Raw genomic sequence first — 15,013 nt, 5'->3', positions numbered from 1 at the left:
CAACATGGTAGGAGGTGGTTCACCCGCCGATTTGTGTGCATACACATTCGAGTCGAAGACGCTAAAGGCTAAACAAACATCTCGCGAGATAAACTCGCTCCTACCACACCCTCAGCAGGGGAGGAGGTGGTTTACCCGCCGGTTTGGGGTATAAAAATTGGGGAGAGCCACTACCTTTTATTTATAATCTTAGTTATTATTTCGCTTTTGTTTCACAGCTAATTACGACATGTCTGAACTCTATCATTGGTTTGATCTTCTTGGTGTAATGGTATTTGCTATATCTGGGACCTTGATCGCGCACAGTAAACACATGGATGGCTTTGGAGTAATAGTGCTTGCCGCGGTGACCGGAATTGGTGGAGGCACCTTACGAGATATGATTTTGGATCAGCCGGTATTTTGGTTACACGATACAAGTTATATTTACGCCATCCTAAGCGCTGTATTACTGAGTATATTATGGTTGAATCGACACCAGAATATTCCTCGCACTTTTTTACAAGTTGCTGATGCTTTGGGGCTCGCATTCTTTGCTGTTATGGGTGTGCAAAAAGCGCTTAGCATAGGAATGCCGGATACCACGGCAGTGATCATGGGAGTACTAACGGGTTGTTTTGGCGGATTAATCCGAGATGTGTTGGCTAGGGAAATCCCACTTCTATTAAAAGGTGAATTATATGCAATCACCTGCATTTTTGGCGGGGTAGTCTATACTCAAGCAATTAAGTTGGGGTTAGCTACCGAATTGGTAATGTTACTGTCGATGGCGTCCACTTTGTTACTTAGGTTAGCTGCTATGCGTTACAACCTAGTATTACACGTGTTTAAATATCAAGATTAACTAAGCAGGAGACAAGGATGTCTTTAGCAAGAGTGTTCACACGAGCACAAGTTGGGATCACCGCACCTGAGGTGATTGTAGAGGTTCACCTTAGTAATGGTTTACCGGCCTTTAGTATTGTTGGTTTACCCGAGACTTCAGTCAAAGAAGCAAAAGAACGAGTACGTAGCGCACTGGTTAATGCAGGGTTTTTATTTCCAGAGCAGCGTATTACCGTGAATTTAGCTCCTGCCGACTTGCCTAAAGAAGGCGGTCGATTTGACCTTGCGATTGCGTTAGGCGTATTGGTGGCGTCTGGGCAACTGGACAGCCATACGATCCTAAATAAAGAGTTTTATGGTGAACTTGCCTTAAATGGTGAGTTAAGGCCTATCACGGCAATTTTACCATCAGTGATTGCTGCTGCAAAAGCCGGAAGAACGTGTTATCTCCCCTGTGCCAACGATGCCGTTGCAAGTTTAGCCTCTGAGGTAAACCGAGTTGCGCTGGATAGTTTAAAAAGCGCTTGGTTGGGGCTTGGGGGTCAGCAGCCATTGAAGCTCAACCAAACCTATGGCGCCAATGATTGTGCACAAACGTCCACTTATAACAGTTTGGATATGGCAGAAGTAAAAGGCCAAGAAGGCGCTAAACGGGTGCTAGAAATTGCAGCAGCAGGCGGACATAATGTATTATTTTTAGGCCCTCCAGGAACAGGAAAGTCGATGCTTGCCCAGCGTCTGCCAAGCATTATGCCTTTAATGACAGACACGCAGGCGCTGGAAACCGCGTCGATTTATTCTATATTGGGTAAATCGATCAGCCAATCGAATTGGAAGCTTAGGCCGTTTCGAGCGCCACATCATACCTGTTCAGCGGTGGCACTGGTGGGTGGGTCATCGAATCCAAAACCAGGAGAAATTTCCCTTTCAAACAATGGTGTTCTTTTCCTTGATGAACTCCCTGAATTCGACCGCAAAGTCTTAGATTCGCTAAGAGAACCAATGGAGACGGGTATGGTGACAATTTCACGGGCCGCTCGGCAAGTGGATTACCCCGCGAACTTTCAGCTGATAGCCGCATTAAATCCAAGCCCTACAGGGTGTTACACTGATAAACGTACGTCACCTGATCAGGTCTTACGATATTTATCTAAAATCTCTGGGCCATTCTTGGATAGAATTGATCTACAAATTGAATTACCTCGGGTAAAAACGCAAGAGTTACAGTCTCAACAAGAGGGTGAGTCGAGCGCAACTATTAGAAGTCGGGTTGAGCAAGCCTATCAAACAGCGCTCACGAGACAAGGAAAATGAAATGATCAGTTAGGCGTTAAAGAATTAGCGCAAGTGTGCTATCTCGCAGAGGCTGAGCGGGTGTTTTTGGCAAAGGCGGCTGAAAAATTACAGTTGTCTCCTCGCTCTTATCATCGGGTCATTAAAGTTGCCAGAACGATTGCTGATCTAAACCTAATGACAAATATCAATTTGTACCATCTAAAAGAAGCGTTGAGTTATCGAGCCTTAGAGCGATTACTCGGCCAACTCACCAAGTATTAAGTGGAGAGCATGTACCCTTTGCCACGGACAGTAACAATACGTTTTTGCTCTTTTTCGTCCCCGAGCTTTTTACGTAAACGGCCAACGAGTACGTCTACAGTTCTATCACTTGGGCTCCAATCGGGTTGACCTATGTCTTCGGATATGCGCTCTCTAGAGGTCGCACGCCCAGCATTTGAAATAAGGCAGATTAGCACCTTGTGTTCTGCTTCTGTTAAACGAGATTCCGCACCATGTTGATTAATCAAAGTGCGATTGTCTGGATGGAGTTTAAAGTCGGCATATTCGATGAATTCTTCTGATTCGTCATCTTTATTGCCGACAAGGCGTTTGTAAAGCGCTCGCATACGAAGCTCTAGCTCTAAAGCATCTACGGGTTTACAGACGTAATCGTCAGCGCCTTGGGCAAGTCCTGCAATTCTGTCAGCTTGAGAATCTCGGCTCGATAGCATAATGACTCCAAGATCAGAAAGCGTATTAATTTCTTTAGCTAATTGCAGCCCATCGGTCGCAGGGAGGACGACATCAACAATGGCAAGAGCGAAAGGGTTTTGCGTTTGTGCTTGAATAAGCTCAAGTGCTGTAGCACCAGTATTGTCTACAGTGATATCAAACTCTGTATCTTCAAAATGACTGCACAGTCGTTTTGCTAAGAGCTCATCATCTTCAACTAATAAAACCTTTATGCTCATGTTTTCACTGTTAATTGTTGTTTAATTGTCGTTAATATAACACTGAGGAATCGCTGCTTGGAAGTAGACGAAACGAATTCTTACAACTCTATATTAGGCACGTTACCCCGACTCTCTTATTGAATCAAGAGGGATATCCACCGTGTTGTGAAATTATATACAATGAATGGGCTATTTGCTGCTTACATAATCAAAAAAGCGGTGCACCTGGCACCGCTGTATAAGGATCACTTGCCGTAAAGGTGTTCCCACCATTGTGGTTCTTGCTTTAAGTGTTTGTCAAAGTAAGCCAACATGGTATTCCACCAGTGGAAACGCTTATCGCGAGCGAAGATCTGGTGGTCAGCACCTTTATACTCTACTAACTCAACATCTTGACCTAAAATCTTCAGCGCAGTGTACATATTGTGGCTCTCACCTGGAGGTACGTTAGTATCCGCATCACCATGGATCAACAGTAGGGGAGTTGAGACTTTATCGGCATTAAAGACAGGGCTATGTTGTGAGTATAGAGTTGGGTTGTTCCAAGGGAAACTCCCTTTTGACGCTTCGCCTGAATATAAATAACCCCACCAACCTTGTCCCCAGTATGAGGTAATATTAGAAATGCCTGCATGTGAGATAGAAGCTGAAAATAGATCGGTTTTAGTGGTTAACAGCATAGTCATAAAACCACCATACGAGGCGCCTAGGTTACCCAAGCGTTTATCATCAACAAAAGGATAGGCTTTTACAAACTCTTTTGTTCCCATGATGATATCGTTTGCCGTATGTTCACCCCATGCATTGACATGCTCTGCTGAAAACTTTTGTCCAAAGCCTGTTGCACCTGTAGGTTGCAGTACGTAGACAACATAACCCTTTGCTGCCCATAAATTAAATGGGTAGCGTCCAGTAAAGCCTCTAGTCACTGGAGAAGTGCCGCCATAGTAGTAAACTAGCGCTGGGTATTTTTTAGATTTATCTAAACCATGAGGTAGGTAGACACGGCCTTTGATCTCGACGCCCTCTTGGTTAGTAAAGTTAAATTCTTCCAAGTCAGCTATTTCAGCGTTTTGATAAGCAATATCCTGTGAACGCCACAGCGTGTCAGCGCGACTATCTGACGTTGACATGCTCTTGAGTTGCTGTGGTGTAGATGCAGTTGTACCTGTGAATAGTATTTCAGCGCTGCGTTCTTCTGATACTGAGTAACTTTCTACGACATCAAGCTCAGTGTTTAACTTCTTAAATCTACTTTTACTTTGGTCGAAGAAGAACAGTTGTTGGCGATCTTCATCAGTGGCCTTTAGTACCACATCGCCATTATTTAGTACTGTAAAGCTACCGATAGCTGGGTCGAAATTTTTGCTTAGCGCTTTAACATTTTGCCCATTTCGGTCCATTAGGTAGAGTTGACCATCGTAATTGTTTGCTAGCATACCCTCAGGTAAATTACGCCCCGCGCCATCTGCAAAATCAGGCCCTGCCGTTACGTAAATCCCGTCTTTAGTGTATTGTGCATTATTGAATGTACGATATTGACCAATAACTTTTTGTTGATTGTCTGATAAATTAATCTCTACCAGTTCTGTGAGCATATGTGGCGGTTGTGAATAATCCTGCTGATTACGTGTTGCTAAAATCGTTTTTGATTTCGCATCAAAATCAGCTAGCCGATGACTTTGATTGCCAACTGTAACTGGGTTAAGTAGGCCGCTGCTGATGTCAAGCAAGAAGATCTGTGATTGCGTGCGGGCATAAGACCATCTGTCTTCTAAACCTTGGTAGTGTTTAGTCAACTTACCTTCTTCTTTGCCGCTATTCGTCCACTCAAAAATTAGTGTGTCTTCGTCAAAGAAGGTAATGCTACTCGCACCATTGAGTTGACTGGCAACCTGAGTGCGTTTAGCTGTTTTTAAGTCAAAGATATATGCTTTATTATCAGAGAGGTAAGTAAGTTTTTCACTGTCGTCACGCCAAGCGAAGCTACCTGCATTCATACCATCAAAATGGTGCAGTGCCTCACCATCTTCATTGTATAAAGTAGTTTCTGTGATCGCGGTATTACCCTTTTCATCATTATAATGGCGTACCGTTGTGATGTAATACTCTCCATTAGGAGATAACGAAATTGCACTGACGGTAGGGGCATCAAAAAGCTGCTTTGCTGAAAGTGCTTTCGTTTGCTTGTCGGTTAGGGTGATGATGTCATGATCTGCTTCGCCATCAAAGTTGATGTCTACTTTGTTCCAGTCGTTAACTTGCTCGGCAATAACAAGAATTTGATGATCGCCTTTAGCTACATCCAGCTGAATCTCACTAACGCCTGTTACCGCTTCACCATTTAAAAAGACTTTTGCTTTTTCAATACCTTCAAGCTTTAGCTTGCCAGACACAAAACGCTCTGTTGTAAAGTTAAATTTTAGCGCTTGCAAGCCTGGTATAGTTAATTGCGACACTTTGCTGAGAGGCTGCCATTTACTTTGTTTATTAAAGAGTGTTATTTGACCTGCGTCTTTCAATAGAGAAGGGAGTAAATTATCTATGATGGCATCACGATGCGCTGTATCTGCCGGTTTTATTGTTGAATTTGTTGCGATTGGGCCCAAAAATTGTATTTTTGATTCGTCCAGGGGGCTTGCGGATAGTTGTGTTGAGACTGCCGTAAATAGTAGAGTGACGGCTGTACGTAATTTCATATGTTTGCGCCTAATGTAGGTAATTAGATGATAAAACTATATCATAGTATTTTAACTCGGTTGTATTGCTGCGATAGACGTCCTAAATTTAAGATTCTGTGTTGGTTAACTTAAGCGTTTTACTTGAACATAGATACGGCGCAACCCATATTTATGCTTTGAATTAAGAGGAGTATTTACTTGGCCTTACTTTTGACCTACATGTTTTTGGCGATCGCAATTTCGTTTATCTGTTCGGTGATGGAAGCCGTATTGTTAAGCATTACGCCAAGCCATATTGGGATTCTAAGACAGGAGAATGCGGGGTTAGCAGACCGAGTTCAAGGTTTAAAAGACAATATTGATCAGCCGCTTTCAGCTATCTTAACGCTCAATACCGTGGCGCATACCGCGGGCGCGGCAGGGGTTGGTGCACAGGCGGCCGTTGTCTTCTCTGATGCTGCAGTGGGCATTGCTTCAGCGGTAATGACGCTATTAGTACTGGTATTATCTGAGATTATACCAAAAACATTAGGCGCAACTTATTGGCGTGGTTTGACGCCTGTTGTTTCGAGCATATTGGTATGGCTTGTACGGGTGCTAAAACCTTTTGTATGGATGTCTGATCAACTCACCAAAGTGATAGGCCGTAAAGAAGACGAAGCACATTATATTCGCCAAGAAATTGAAGCTATGGCAGAAATAGGCTCTGAAGCAGGTGCCCTGCATCAAGATGAAACTGAAACGATCCGTAGCTTATTACGTTTTCGTCACGCGCGCTTAGAAAGCATTATGACGCCGAGGACTGTTTTGTTTAAAGTCCACAAAGATATGACTGTACATGAGTACTTGTCAGAGCACGGTTCGGTCGCTTTTTCTCGAGTTTTAATTTTCGATAAAAATACGGACGATATTATCGGTTTCGTCCATAAAAATGACATCATGCTTGCTTACCACCGCTTAGGTGAAGAGTACAAAATCGGTAAGCTTTCCCGTCCTTTATACACAGTGCCCGAAACACTTGCTGCACCTGAGCTTTTTAAAGCCTTGTTGGCCAAACGTTTACATATAGCGTTAGTGATCGATGAGTATGGCGATGTGCAAGGTATCGTGACACTAGAGGATTTACTGGAATCTTTGATGGGGATGGATATTGTCGATGAGCGAGAGCAAACAACAAATATGCAAGCCGCAGCTAAGCAAAAGTGGCGAGAGCGTGTAGACAATCACGACAACCTGATTGAAGATAAAGACGATGAAGAAAGCGAAGAGGATGGATGTAATGAAAACCACAAAGAGGGCGCATTGCCCCCTGAGGTTAAGGATTCGAATTAATCATCCGTTGCCAAGAGTGTATCCAGCCAACTAAGTCAGAGAGTGGCTTGGGCTTACTGATCAAAAAGCCTTGCATCAGTAGGCTATGTTTATAGCGGTCAAGGTATTGGAGCTCTTCGATGCGCTCTATACCTTCTGCAACAATATCAAGCTGCTGGTTTTGCGCTATGTCGATTAGGCTATCGATGAGTACCTGAGAAAATCTATCTGACTCAACGTGTGTGATTAATGAACGGTCTATTTTTATTTCAGTAAAAGGCAGCGATTTAAGCTGCTGAATATTGGTAAAGCCGGTCCCAAAATCGTCTAATGAAATGTCGAAACCACGGATCCGCAACCTATTCATTGTTTCCAATTGAATAGACTGGTTCATCGGTTGGTTTTCTGTGATTTCTAGAATGATGTCGCTTGGCTTCAAGCGATTGATTTCTAATATTAAGGCAAGTTTGTCTGGGCAACTTAGATCATTGAGCTGTACTGGTGATAGGTTAAACGCCAGTTTTATTGGATAGTTGAGCTCTGACTTGATTGTTTTAAATTCATCGGTTGCCTTTTCAAACAGCTGAAAGGTAATGATATTAATCAGATCTGTATCTTCAGCAACGCCAATAAAGTGATCCGGCAATATCACTTTTTCTGTGTTTTTCGATACGATACGAGCAAGTACTTCAACACTTTTTATTTTCTTGTCGCCCCGATGAACCTTAGGCTGATAGTAAGGAGTGATCTCATTATGGCTGATGGCATGCAGCAGGTCACTTTCCGTGACCTTCTCGATGCGGCTACGTTTGACGGTGGTATAGGTGTCCATTTTCTTGAGCATGCGCTCGACATCAATCAGCTGTATTGGCTTGGAAATATTTCCAATAAGGTGTGCGTTAGATTGTCTTGCTAGGTTGGTTGCAAGGTCGATAATCTTTTCATCCATTTCCGAAATAATGATTATGCCACCCGAAAACCTAAGTTCTCCTAGCTTGTGAATAAACTCCATGCCATCCATTTCTGGCATATTGAGATCGGTAAAAATAGCATCAAATTGATGAGGCGTTTGCCGCACCCTTTCTACCGCGCTTACCGCACTTGAGCAGGTAGTGACATGCTCGATCCCTAACTCCGTCATTATTGCCTGCATAACAACGAGGATAGCGGGGGAGTCATCTACTACCATTATCCGATATTTTGCTAATGACATTAACAATTCCTTCGTATACCTAACCTTCCTAAAGTCTAGTACAAATATTTCAAAGTGCTCAAATCGCAATGCAGTTAACTAGGTGACTTTTACTCAATTTGTAGTTTCACCATGACATTTTCCTATCATTTTGCTCATTCTAATCGCACTAACGCTTTAAGCTAGGCGCGCTTTTGGGGATAATGTTGAAAACGATATTTGGATTTGGGTATGAATAGAATCGAGCTGTCTCTGGCCGACAAAGCCGTGTCTGTCTTTTTTAATCAACAACAAGTTGTACAGTTATTTGTTGAACAACAGGCTATTGCTTTCGAAGAGCATGGTAATTGTGTGAAAGCGGCTATTGCAGGTCAGGTTTTAGCGGTGCATACCGAGCAACTGCCGCAAGGGGTGTTGGGCATTGCTGTCAATGGCTCTGAACCTCAATGGCTAGAAGTAAACGCTGAAACGCCAAAAGAAAAGCGCAGTCTGATTGGTTTGGCTGCACTGGGCCTAAAACTATTTAAAAGTGCAAAAGTAGTTAAAGCAGCTTTAGCTGGGGCGTCTGTGGCTGGTTACGCATGGTTGTTTTCATGGCAATTTGCATTGATGCTAGTCGCGTGCTTGGTAGTGCATGAGTATGGTCATGTAAGGGCGATGCGCTATTTCGGTATTAAAACAAAGGGAATTTACCTTATTCCCTTTGTTGGTGGTCTGGCCGTTAGTGACGACAAGATAGTAACGCGATGGCAGGATGTGGTGATTTCTTTAATGGGCCCCGCCTTTGGACTCATCACCTCGGTGCTGGGCGTCGTACTGTATTATGCGACAGAGATGGAGATATTTGCAGGTGTCGCCGTACTAAGTGCATTACTGAACCTATTTAACCTGTTACCTATTTTGCCTCTCGATGGAGGGCATGTACTCAAAAGTATCAGCTTTTCGATGCGCTCTTGGGTTGGTTTGCTAGCGTGTATGGCAGGGGTGCTTTTTGGGCTGTGGATCAGTTACCTATTCGGGTTGATATTGTTGGTCATCTTCATTTTGATAGGTAGCTTTGAGATTTTAATCGAGTGGCGAGGCCGCAATCACAGCCATTTAATTCCACTCGATAGATATGGACAGGTCGTTAGCGCAATCATGTATGTACTGGTTGTTTGTGGACATGTCGCGGTGATGATGCATTTCGCAGACTCGCAGAGCCCCATTTTAAGCCTACCGATGAAAATCTTATCAAGCTGATATGAACAGTAGGGCGCGTAAAGCGCCTTATTAAAATGGTAATAGCAGCAACAAGGTAATAATGGCGCCAGTGACGATCAGCTGAACTAAGCAAAATCCCATAATATCCTTGGCTTTGAGACCGGCAATGGCAAGAACTGGCAATGCCCAGAAAGGCTGGATCAGATTAGTCCAAGCATCTCCCCAGGCTACAGCCATTGCCACTCTGGCTATATCGGCATTGAGTGCTTCTACTGCCGGAATAATAATAGGTGCCTGAACCGCCCACTGACCACCACCGGAGGGGACAAAGATATTAACTAGGCCTGCACTTAAAAAGCTCCAAACCGGCAATGTCCACTGTGTACTGATTGATACAAAGCCCTGTGATATTTGCTGTGCGAGACCTGTTTCTACCATGATAGCCATGATCCCAGCATAAAACGGAAATTGAATCACAATCCCAGCACCACCCAAAATGGCTTGCTGCAAACTATTGAGAATGTTTGCGGGCGTTTTGTGTAACAACATGGCTAAAAATAAAAAAAGTGCGATCACTGTATTTAGGGTGAGCGTTGCTCCTGTGACGAAAAAATAATAGCTTAAATAGCAAAGGCCAACGACACCACCAAGCATACCTAGCCAAGGCGCGTTTTCCAATTTAGAGGCGGGCGTATCTTTTGAATTTGTTTGCACCGGAGTGTCGATGAGCTTTTCTTTATCTATGATAATAGCTTCATTATCTTTAGGTAGCATCAGCTTATTCAAAAGCGGTAAGACAATAAATATACTTAATACCATCAATAGGTTAAATGGTGCAAAGATAGTATCTGAAGTGGGAATAACCCCGATACTGTTTTCACTAAAGTGACCAGGTGTGGCGATAGTGAGCGGAACTGAGCCTGCTAAACCTGCATGCCACACAATAAATCCAGAATAAGCACTAGCAACTAACAGACGGTAATCTACCTTAACTTGTTTGGCTATTGCCTTAGCAAATAAAGCGCCCACAACTAAACCAAACCCCCAATTAAGCCAACTAGCACTCATTGCAACGAGTGTGGTTAATATAATTGCTTGAGAAGGGGTATTGGCCAGTTTAGCTAATTTACCCAATGCTTTTGCAACCGGCGGTGTGACAGCTAGCATATGCCCGCAGAGTAAGACCAACAGCATTTGCATGGCAAATGTGAGTAACTTCCAAAAGCCACTGCCCCAAGCTTCGATAACTACAATTGGGGTGCTTGGCGTAAACATAACGGCAAGTATCATCACCAAAAATGTCAGTAACAGTACAATGACGAATGGATCTGGAAGGTACTTATCGACTAATTTAGTCAGTGGGGTGGTAAACTTGCTGAGCATAGGACATCCTGTTTTCATTATTGTTTTTGGCAAATCAAAAAGATTGAATTGCGTTTAATAATATAGCTAAACTTTAAGCTAAAAGTTAGTGGTTTAGGCCAACTAATGGTGAATGGACGATAATTAGATTCTTTGATTGTATTTTAAATCAATAAGTTAAGGTTGGCATGGAATCTGATACATTAAAAATAAAGACTTTAAGTAACTAAGAGAGGTAACTATGTCTGGACAAGGTTCTGGCGGTAATGTAATTGCGGCGATTTGTAACGTCTTTTTCCCTGGCCTTGGTCAGTTGGTGCAAGGTCGTATTTTAGCAGCGTTAATTTTTGCGATTATTGTAGTCGGTGGTTATGCGTTGTGGTTCTTGATTGTTCCCCCTGTGATTGCTGCTGTATTTCATTTATGGTCTATTATCGATGCCGCGAAATATTCACCACCAAGATACTAGTGGGTTATACCAAAAAGTATAACCAAACTGTCAGGCTAACGGTGCTCAACAGAGTAGACAGTACAACGGTGGCAGCCAATGTCGCTTGTTGGCTGTCAAGCTGTCGAGCAACAAGGTAAGCATTTACTCCCAGTGGTGAGGCGCTCATAAGCGTGACTACTTGTACTTGTTGGGTTGTGAGCCCTAAAAAAGTAGCAAAATAGTATACCAGTGCCGGGAGCAATACTAATTTAACCATGCTTAACCACAGTGCTCCTTTTAACTGCCCTTTCACCCCATATTGTAGTAGGCTCGCGCCGAGCATAAACAATGCCCCAGGAATAGCTGGCTGAGCTAGCCAACTCATACTCTCCATCAACAAATTAGGCAGCTCAACTTGAGCTAAGTTAAACACCAATCCACACGTAATACTAACTACAATTGGATTGAGTAGCAGGGGCTTAAGTGTGTCTATTTTATTTTGATTGTTAGCTGCTAGCGAAAATGTCATAAAAAATAACATGAGACTATGAAAGGTGATGATCATAAACACCATCGCCCCAGCCTGTTCACCGAGTGCCATTAAAATTATCGGAAGTCCCACTAGTACTGTATTGGAGTAAGTACCTCCCAATGCAAGGGAAGCGCCATCGGCTTTCGGACACTTAAGCAAATTCAAGAGAAATGTATATAACAACAAGTAGGTTAGCGCGACGGGCAAGTAAAACGATAACAACAAAGGCCCAGCTGCAAGGTTACTTAAATCGGCCTTTAGCATGCTACTAAACAACAGCAACGGAATACACAAGTTAAAAATAAACGTACGCAAGCCATCAAGTTGTTTTACTGGAATAAACCCACTCTTTGCGCTAAAAAAACCTGATAACACGATAAAAATGAGAGGAAATAAGATCTCAAAAGGTGACATGCACTGACCAAATCGTACTGAGCTAGAGCATAATTCTATCAATGAATGCGTGCCTAGCGCTACTTAGGTATAATAGTATCTGTGTTTTTTAGTAAGTAGTAGAAATGGAATACCAATTTATTCGCGATCCGCTTTCTGGATTCCGTGCACGTTTTAATGATGAGCATGCCTTAATTGGCCGCTGGTTAAGTGAAGAACTTGAGCACAGCGATATCATTGAGTTGCTCTCTCAACTAATGGCTCTCCCTAATCAAAAGGCTGAACTCACCTTAGTAGGTAAAGAGATCAGAGTGACTTTTTCAGCACAAGAAGCATTATTTGAAAGCCATGCTTTATTCCACGAAGGAGAGGACTTAGCGCAATACCAAGATGATGCACTGGCTTTAGATGACTCTGGTTTGATGGCTGTGTGTGGGTACGAAGATTTTATGCCAATATTGAGTGAATGGGCTGATTTTACCAAGGCAAAATAAGCGCTCTAAAAAGAGCGCGACAGCATAAATATGAGAGCTCAGGAGTGAGCAAACTAGTATATTTTTGACGTTCGCTTGCTTAAATTAGCGAGTACACTCTCGAATTCACATGAGGTTAGGTTATTTGGGCGTGCCGTAGAGTTGCTCTGCTCGATTAAATAACACCCAAGATGTCAGTATGTACTTGTCATTGGAAATTGGAATATTACCTCTATGGGTATGGGTAAAGTAGCCCGGCGCTATTACCATGGAGCCTTTCACCGGTGCAATTTTGCGCTGTTGGTAGTAAAACTCAGTCTCGCCACCCTCCTCGACATCATTAAGGTAAAACATAAACAGTAACACGCGGTGCAATGCCTCATTGTGATCGTGCTGTGGGTAAACTTCGCTGTGCCAATACGGATACCCCCCTTTATTTACCTGATAACGCTGAGCTTGGATTGCCCCTAGTCGGAATAGTTGTTGCGCGAGTACAGGCAATTGTGGTCTGCCAACTTCTTCAAAGTTATCAACCGTTAAGTCAACGGGTTCACCGGTTTTGGGGTGGTATACTTTTAACCCAAACGCACCAATAATAATAAAGAAATGCTCTTCTAGGTACTCAAATAAGTGCTTTGCCGTAACCTGTTGAATGTGCTGTAACTGTTTGGCATAGTCTGGATAAGAATTTAGATACAGGTCGTGACTGACTTTTTTACTCAAGTCGACACCACCAGATGTAGTCCCCTGTTTTAAATATGGGCTTTGATCGAAGGTTGTTACGAATTCATCGCAAAAGTCTGAACTGAGTGCGTTATCGTAAACGCGAATAAAATCACTCATGTTTTTCCCTAGTTTTTATTGGAGTTATTATGCTGTCTGAAAAGCTTATGCCGCGATTTAGCGACACCGATGTGCTTGGACATATCAACAATACCGTACTCCCAGTATGGTTTGAAGCTGCACGCACACCTATTTTCAAAATATTTACACCAGATTTAAATCCAACGGCGTGGAAGTTAATTGTAGCTAAGGTAGAGGTGACCTTTATGGGTGAGCTATTTTACGGTCAGGAAGTCGAAGTCAAAACGGCTATAGAGCGCATCGGAAATAGCTCGTTTGTTATTTTGCAACAAGCGTGGCAGCACGGAGAGTGCTGCGCAGAAGGGAAAACCACTATGGTGCGTTATGACTTTGCGAGCAAGCAATCACAGTCGCTTAGCCAGCAAGAGCGTGAGGCACTGGCAAACTTTATGGTTGCTGAGGTTTAAATTGATGGCCAATGGCCGCTGAAATACAAGGCTTTACGGTATAGGTGTAACCATATTCAGCGGTATCGCTGGGCATGATCTCTAAGATTTCATAATCATTTAGCTCAACGACATTACTGCCTTCACTTTGTTCACAGCGCGAACTGCCATCGGATTCAAATCGAAAAATAAAATAGGCTAGGATTTGGTTAAGCAGTTCGTTATAGAGTTTACCTTGTTCATGTAAGTCTGGATCTGGTTCGTTTTTAATCGATACTTCTAATGATTCAGACGCTTCAGATGTATCTGTTGCTGATTGAGTTGTTGCTCCATGGGCCTCAACTTGCGCTTGTTGGATTTGCTCGGTGACCGCTTCAGTTTGTACTACTTCAGCATGCATGGAGTCAGGTATGTTGCCACTGGCCTTGAATGAAATGCCATTTTTATCGATTTTAAAATCTGATGAGAGCTCGGTAAATGTTGAAGACGCGCCTGACTTTGCGATACCAATGATTAAAAACGCCAGTAGCACAAAACACATAATAAGCCTGATTATTGCGGTTGTAGCTGGAAAGCGATAATGGGTTTCATGCCAAAAGGGTTTGATCCGAAACGGCTTCAATAAAAACAGAATAATGACATAAAAAGTCATGCAGATCTGCGTCAATACCAATAAGAAGGTACTGGTAATAAAGAACCAAGTAGGCAATGACAGCAGAACACTTAAGTTGTGGGTGTAGGGGAAGTTATCTGTACTCACGCCAGTTAAATCATTGATGCGGCCATCGGCTTGAACCAGTACAAAGTTTGCAATAAATGCGTAGAATAATAGAATTAATGTCTTGCCAGGAACACTTTCCCAAAACCGCATGATTCGCGGCCAAAACTCATAACATAATGCGATAACGGTGGTAATTAAAATCAAAAATGCCGTGAAGTGATCGTCTTCGTTTTCCGTCAAGCTGAATAAAAAAATAATGAAGCTAATTAGGTAGTAACGCTGAGCTTGAGTGAGGCTCTGCCAAAACTGGCCGATACCAAAACGTACCTTAGCGAAGTAGGCAGTCAAATTTTTTGGCGCGAGAAGTTGGTGCATAATAAGCTAACTTATAATTATTATGCACCAATAA

The 15,013-nt window shown here is 42.9% G+C and carries 13 protein-coding genes and 1 pseudogene; 7 read left to right on the top strand and 7 right to left on the bottom strand.

Features of this window, described 5'->3' with window-relative positions:
• The first annotated feature begins 229 nt into the window (after positions 1-229).
• Both CEX98_RS17015 and CEX98_RS17010 read left to right on the top strand, forming a co-directional pair.
• Complete coding sequence (locus CEX98_RS17015; RefSeq protein WP_099643214.1) at positions 230-844, top strand: trimeric intracellular cation channel family protein; 615 nt, start codon at positions 230-232, stop codon at positions 842-844.
• A gap of 17 nt (positions 845-861) precedes the next feature.
• Positions 862-2,382, top strand: a pseudogene (locus tag CEX98_RS17010) (YifB family Mg chelatase-like AAA ATPase).
• On the opposite strand, the gene CEX98_RS17005 reads toward CEX98_RS17010, so the two are convergent.
• Positions 2,379-3,074, bottom strand: coding sequence for a response regulator transcription factor (locus CEX98_RS17005; RefSeq protein WP_099643213.1), 696 nt, complete (start codon positions 3,072-3,074; stop codon positions 2,379-2,381). The pseudogene CEX98_RS17010 and the gene CEX98_RS17005 overlap by 4 nt on opposite strands.
• A gap of 227 nt (positions 3,075-3,301) precedes the next feature.
• Entirely contained in the window at positions 3,302-5,755 is a 2,454-nt protein-coding gene (locus tag CEX98_RS17000) for an alpha/beta hydrolase family protein (protein WP_099643212.1), read from the bottom strand.
• Positions 5,756-5,935: 180 nt separating this feature from the next.
• Between CEX98_RS17000 and CEX98_RS16995 the strand changes: the two genes are divergently transcribed.
• Entirely contained in the window at positions 5,936-7,069 is a 1,134-nt protein-coding gene (locus CEX98_RS16995) for a CNNM domain-containing protein (protein ID WP_242441740.1), read from the top strand.
• On the opposite strand, the gene CEX98_RS16990 is transcribed toward CEX98_RS16995, so the two are convergent.
• Positions 7,053-8,261 (bottom strand): EAL domain-containing response regulator, encoded by a 1,209-nt coding sequence (locus CEX98_RS16990; protein WP_099643211.1) that lies wholly within the window; start codon positions 8,259-8,261, stop codon positions 7,053-7,055. The genes CEX98_RS16995 and CEX98_RS16990 overlap by 17 nt on opposite strands.
• 210 nt (positions 8,262-8,471) lie before the next feature.
• Here CEX98_RS16990 and CEX98_RS16985 point away from each other — a divergent pair, with 210 nt between their 5' ends.
• Positions 8,472-9,482, top strand: coding sequence for a metalloprotease (locus CEX98_RS16985; RefSeq protein WP_099643210.1), 1,011 nt, complete (start codon positions 8,472-8,474; stop codon positions 9,480-9,482).
• 30 nt (positions 9,483-9,512) lie between these two features.
• On the opposite strand, the gene CEX98_RS16980 is transcribed toward CEX98_RS16985, so the two are convergent.
• Positions 9,513-10,826, bottom strand: coding sequence for a short-chain fatty acid transporter (locus CEX98_RS16980; protein ID WP_099643209.1), 1,314 nt, complete (start codon positions 10,824-10,826; stop codon positions 9,513-9,515).
• A gap of 220 nt (positions 10,827-11,046) precedes the next feature.
• On the opposite strand from CEX98_RS16980, the gene CEX98_RS16975 reads away from it, so the two are divergent.
• Positions 11,047-11,274, top strand: a complete 228-nt coding sequence (locus tag CEX98_RS16975; RefSeq protein WP_099643208.1) for a hypothetical protein — start codon at positions 11,047-11,049, stop codon at positions 11,272-11,274.
• A gap of 4 nt (positions 11,275-11,278) precedes the next feature.
• On the opposite strand, the gene CEX98_RS16970 is transcribed toward CEX98_RS16975, so the two are convergent.
• The gene (locus tag CEX98_RS16970) at positions 11,279-12,181 is read right to left on the bottom strand and encodes an AEC family transporter (RefSeq protein WP_099643207.1); all 903 of its coding nucleotides are present in this window, start codon (positions 12,179-12,181) and stop codon (positions 11,279-11,281) included.
• Positions 12,182-12,285: 104 nt separating this feature from the next.
• On the opposite strand from CEX98_RS16970, the gene CEX98_RS16965 reads away from it, so the two are divergent.
• On the top strand, positions 12,286-12,654 hold the full coding sequence (locus CEX98_RS16965; protein WP_099643206.1) for a YacL family protein: 369 nt from the start codon (positions 12,286-12,288) through the stop codon (positions 12,652-12,654).
• Between the two features lie 120 nt (positions 12,655-12,774).
• On the opposite strand, the gene CEX98_RS16960 is transcribed toward CEX98_RS16965, so the two are convergent.
• Positions 12,775-13,476, bottom strand: coding sequence for a 2OG-Fe(II) oxygenase (locus CEX98_RS16960; RefSeq protein ID WP_099643205.1), 702 nt, complete (start codon positions 13,474-13,476; stop codon positions 12,775-12,777).
• Between the two features lie 29 nt (positions 13,477-13,505).
• Between CEX98_RS16960 and CEX98_RS16955 the strand changes: the two genes are divergently transcribed.
• Positions 13,506-13,904 (top strand): acyl-CoA thioesterase, encoded by a 399-nt coding sequence (locus CEX98_RS16955; protein WP_099643204.1) that lies wholly within the window; start codon positions 13,506-13,508, stop codon positions 13,902-13,904.
• Here the strand turns inward: CEX98_RS16955 and CEX98_RS16950 are convergent.
• Positions 13,885-14,979, bottom strand: a complete 1,095-nt coding sequence (locus CEX98_RS16950; protein WP_099643203.1) for a hypothetical protein — start codon at positions 14,977-14,979, stop codon at positions 13,885-13,887. The genes CEX98_RS16955 and CEX98_RS16950 overlap by 20 nt on opposite strands.
• Between the last annotated feature and the right edge of the window lie 34 nt (positions 14,980-15,013).

The organism is Pseudoalteromonas piscicida (assembly GCF_002744175.1).
Classification (GTDB): Bacteria; Pseudomonadota; Gammaproteobacteria; order Enterobacterales; family Alteromonadaceae; genus Pseudoalteromonas; species Pseudoalteromonas piscicida_B.
This window is presented reverse-complemented; position numbering and strand designations above follow the sequence as displayed.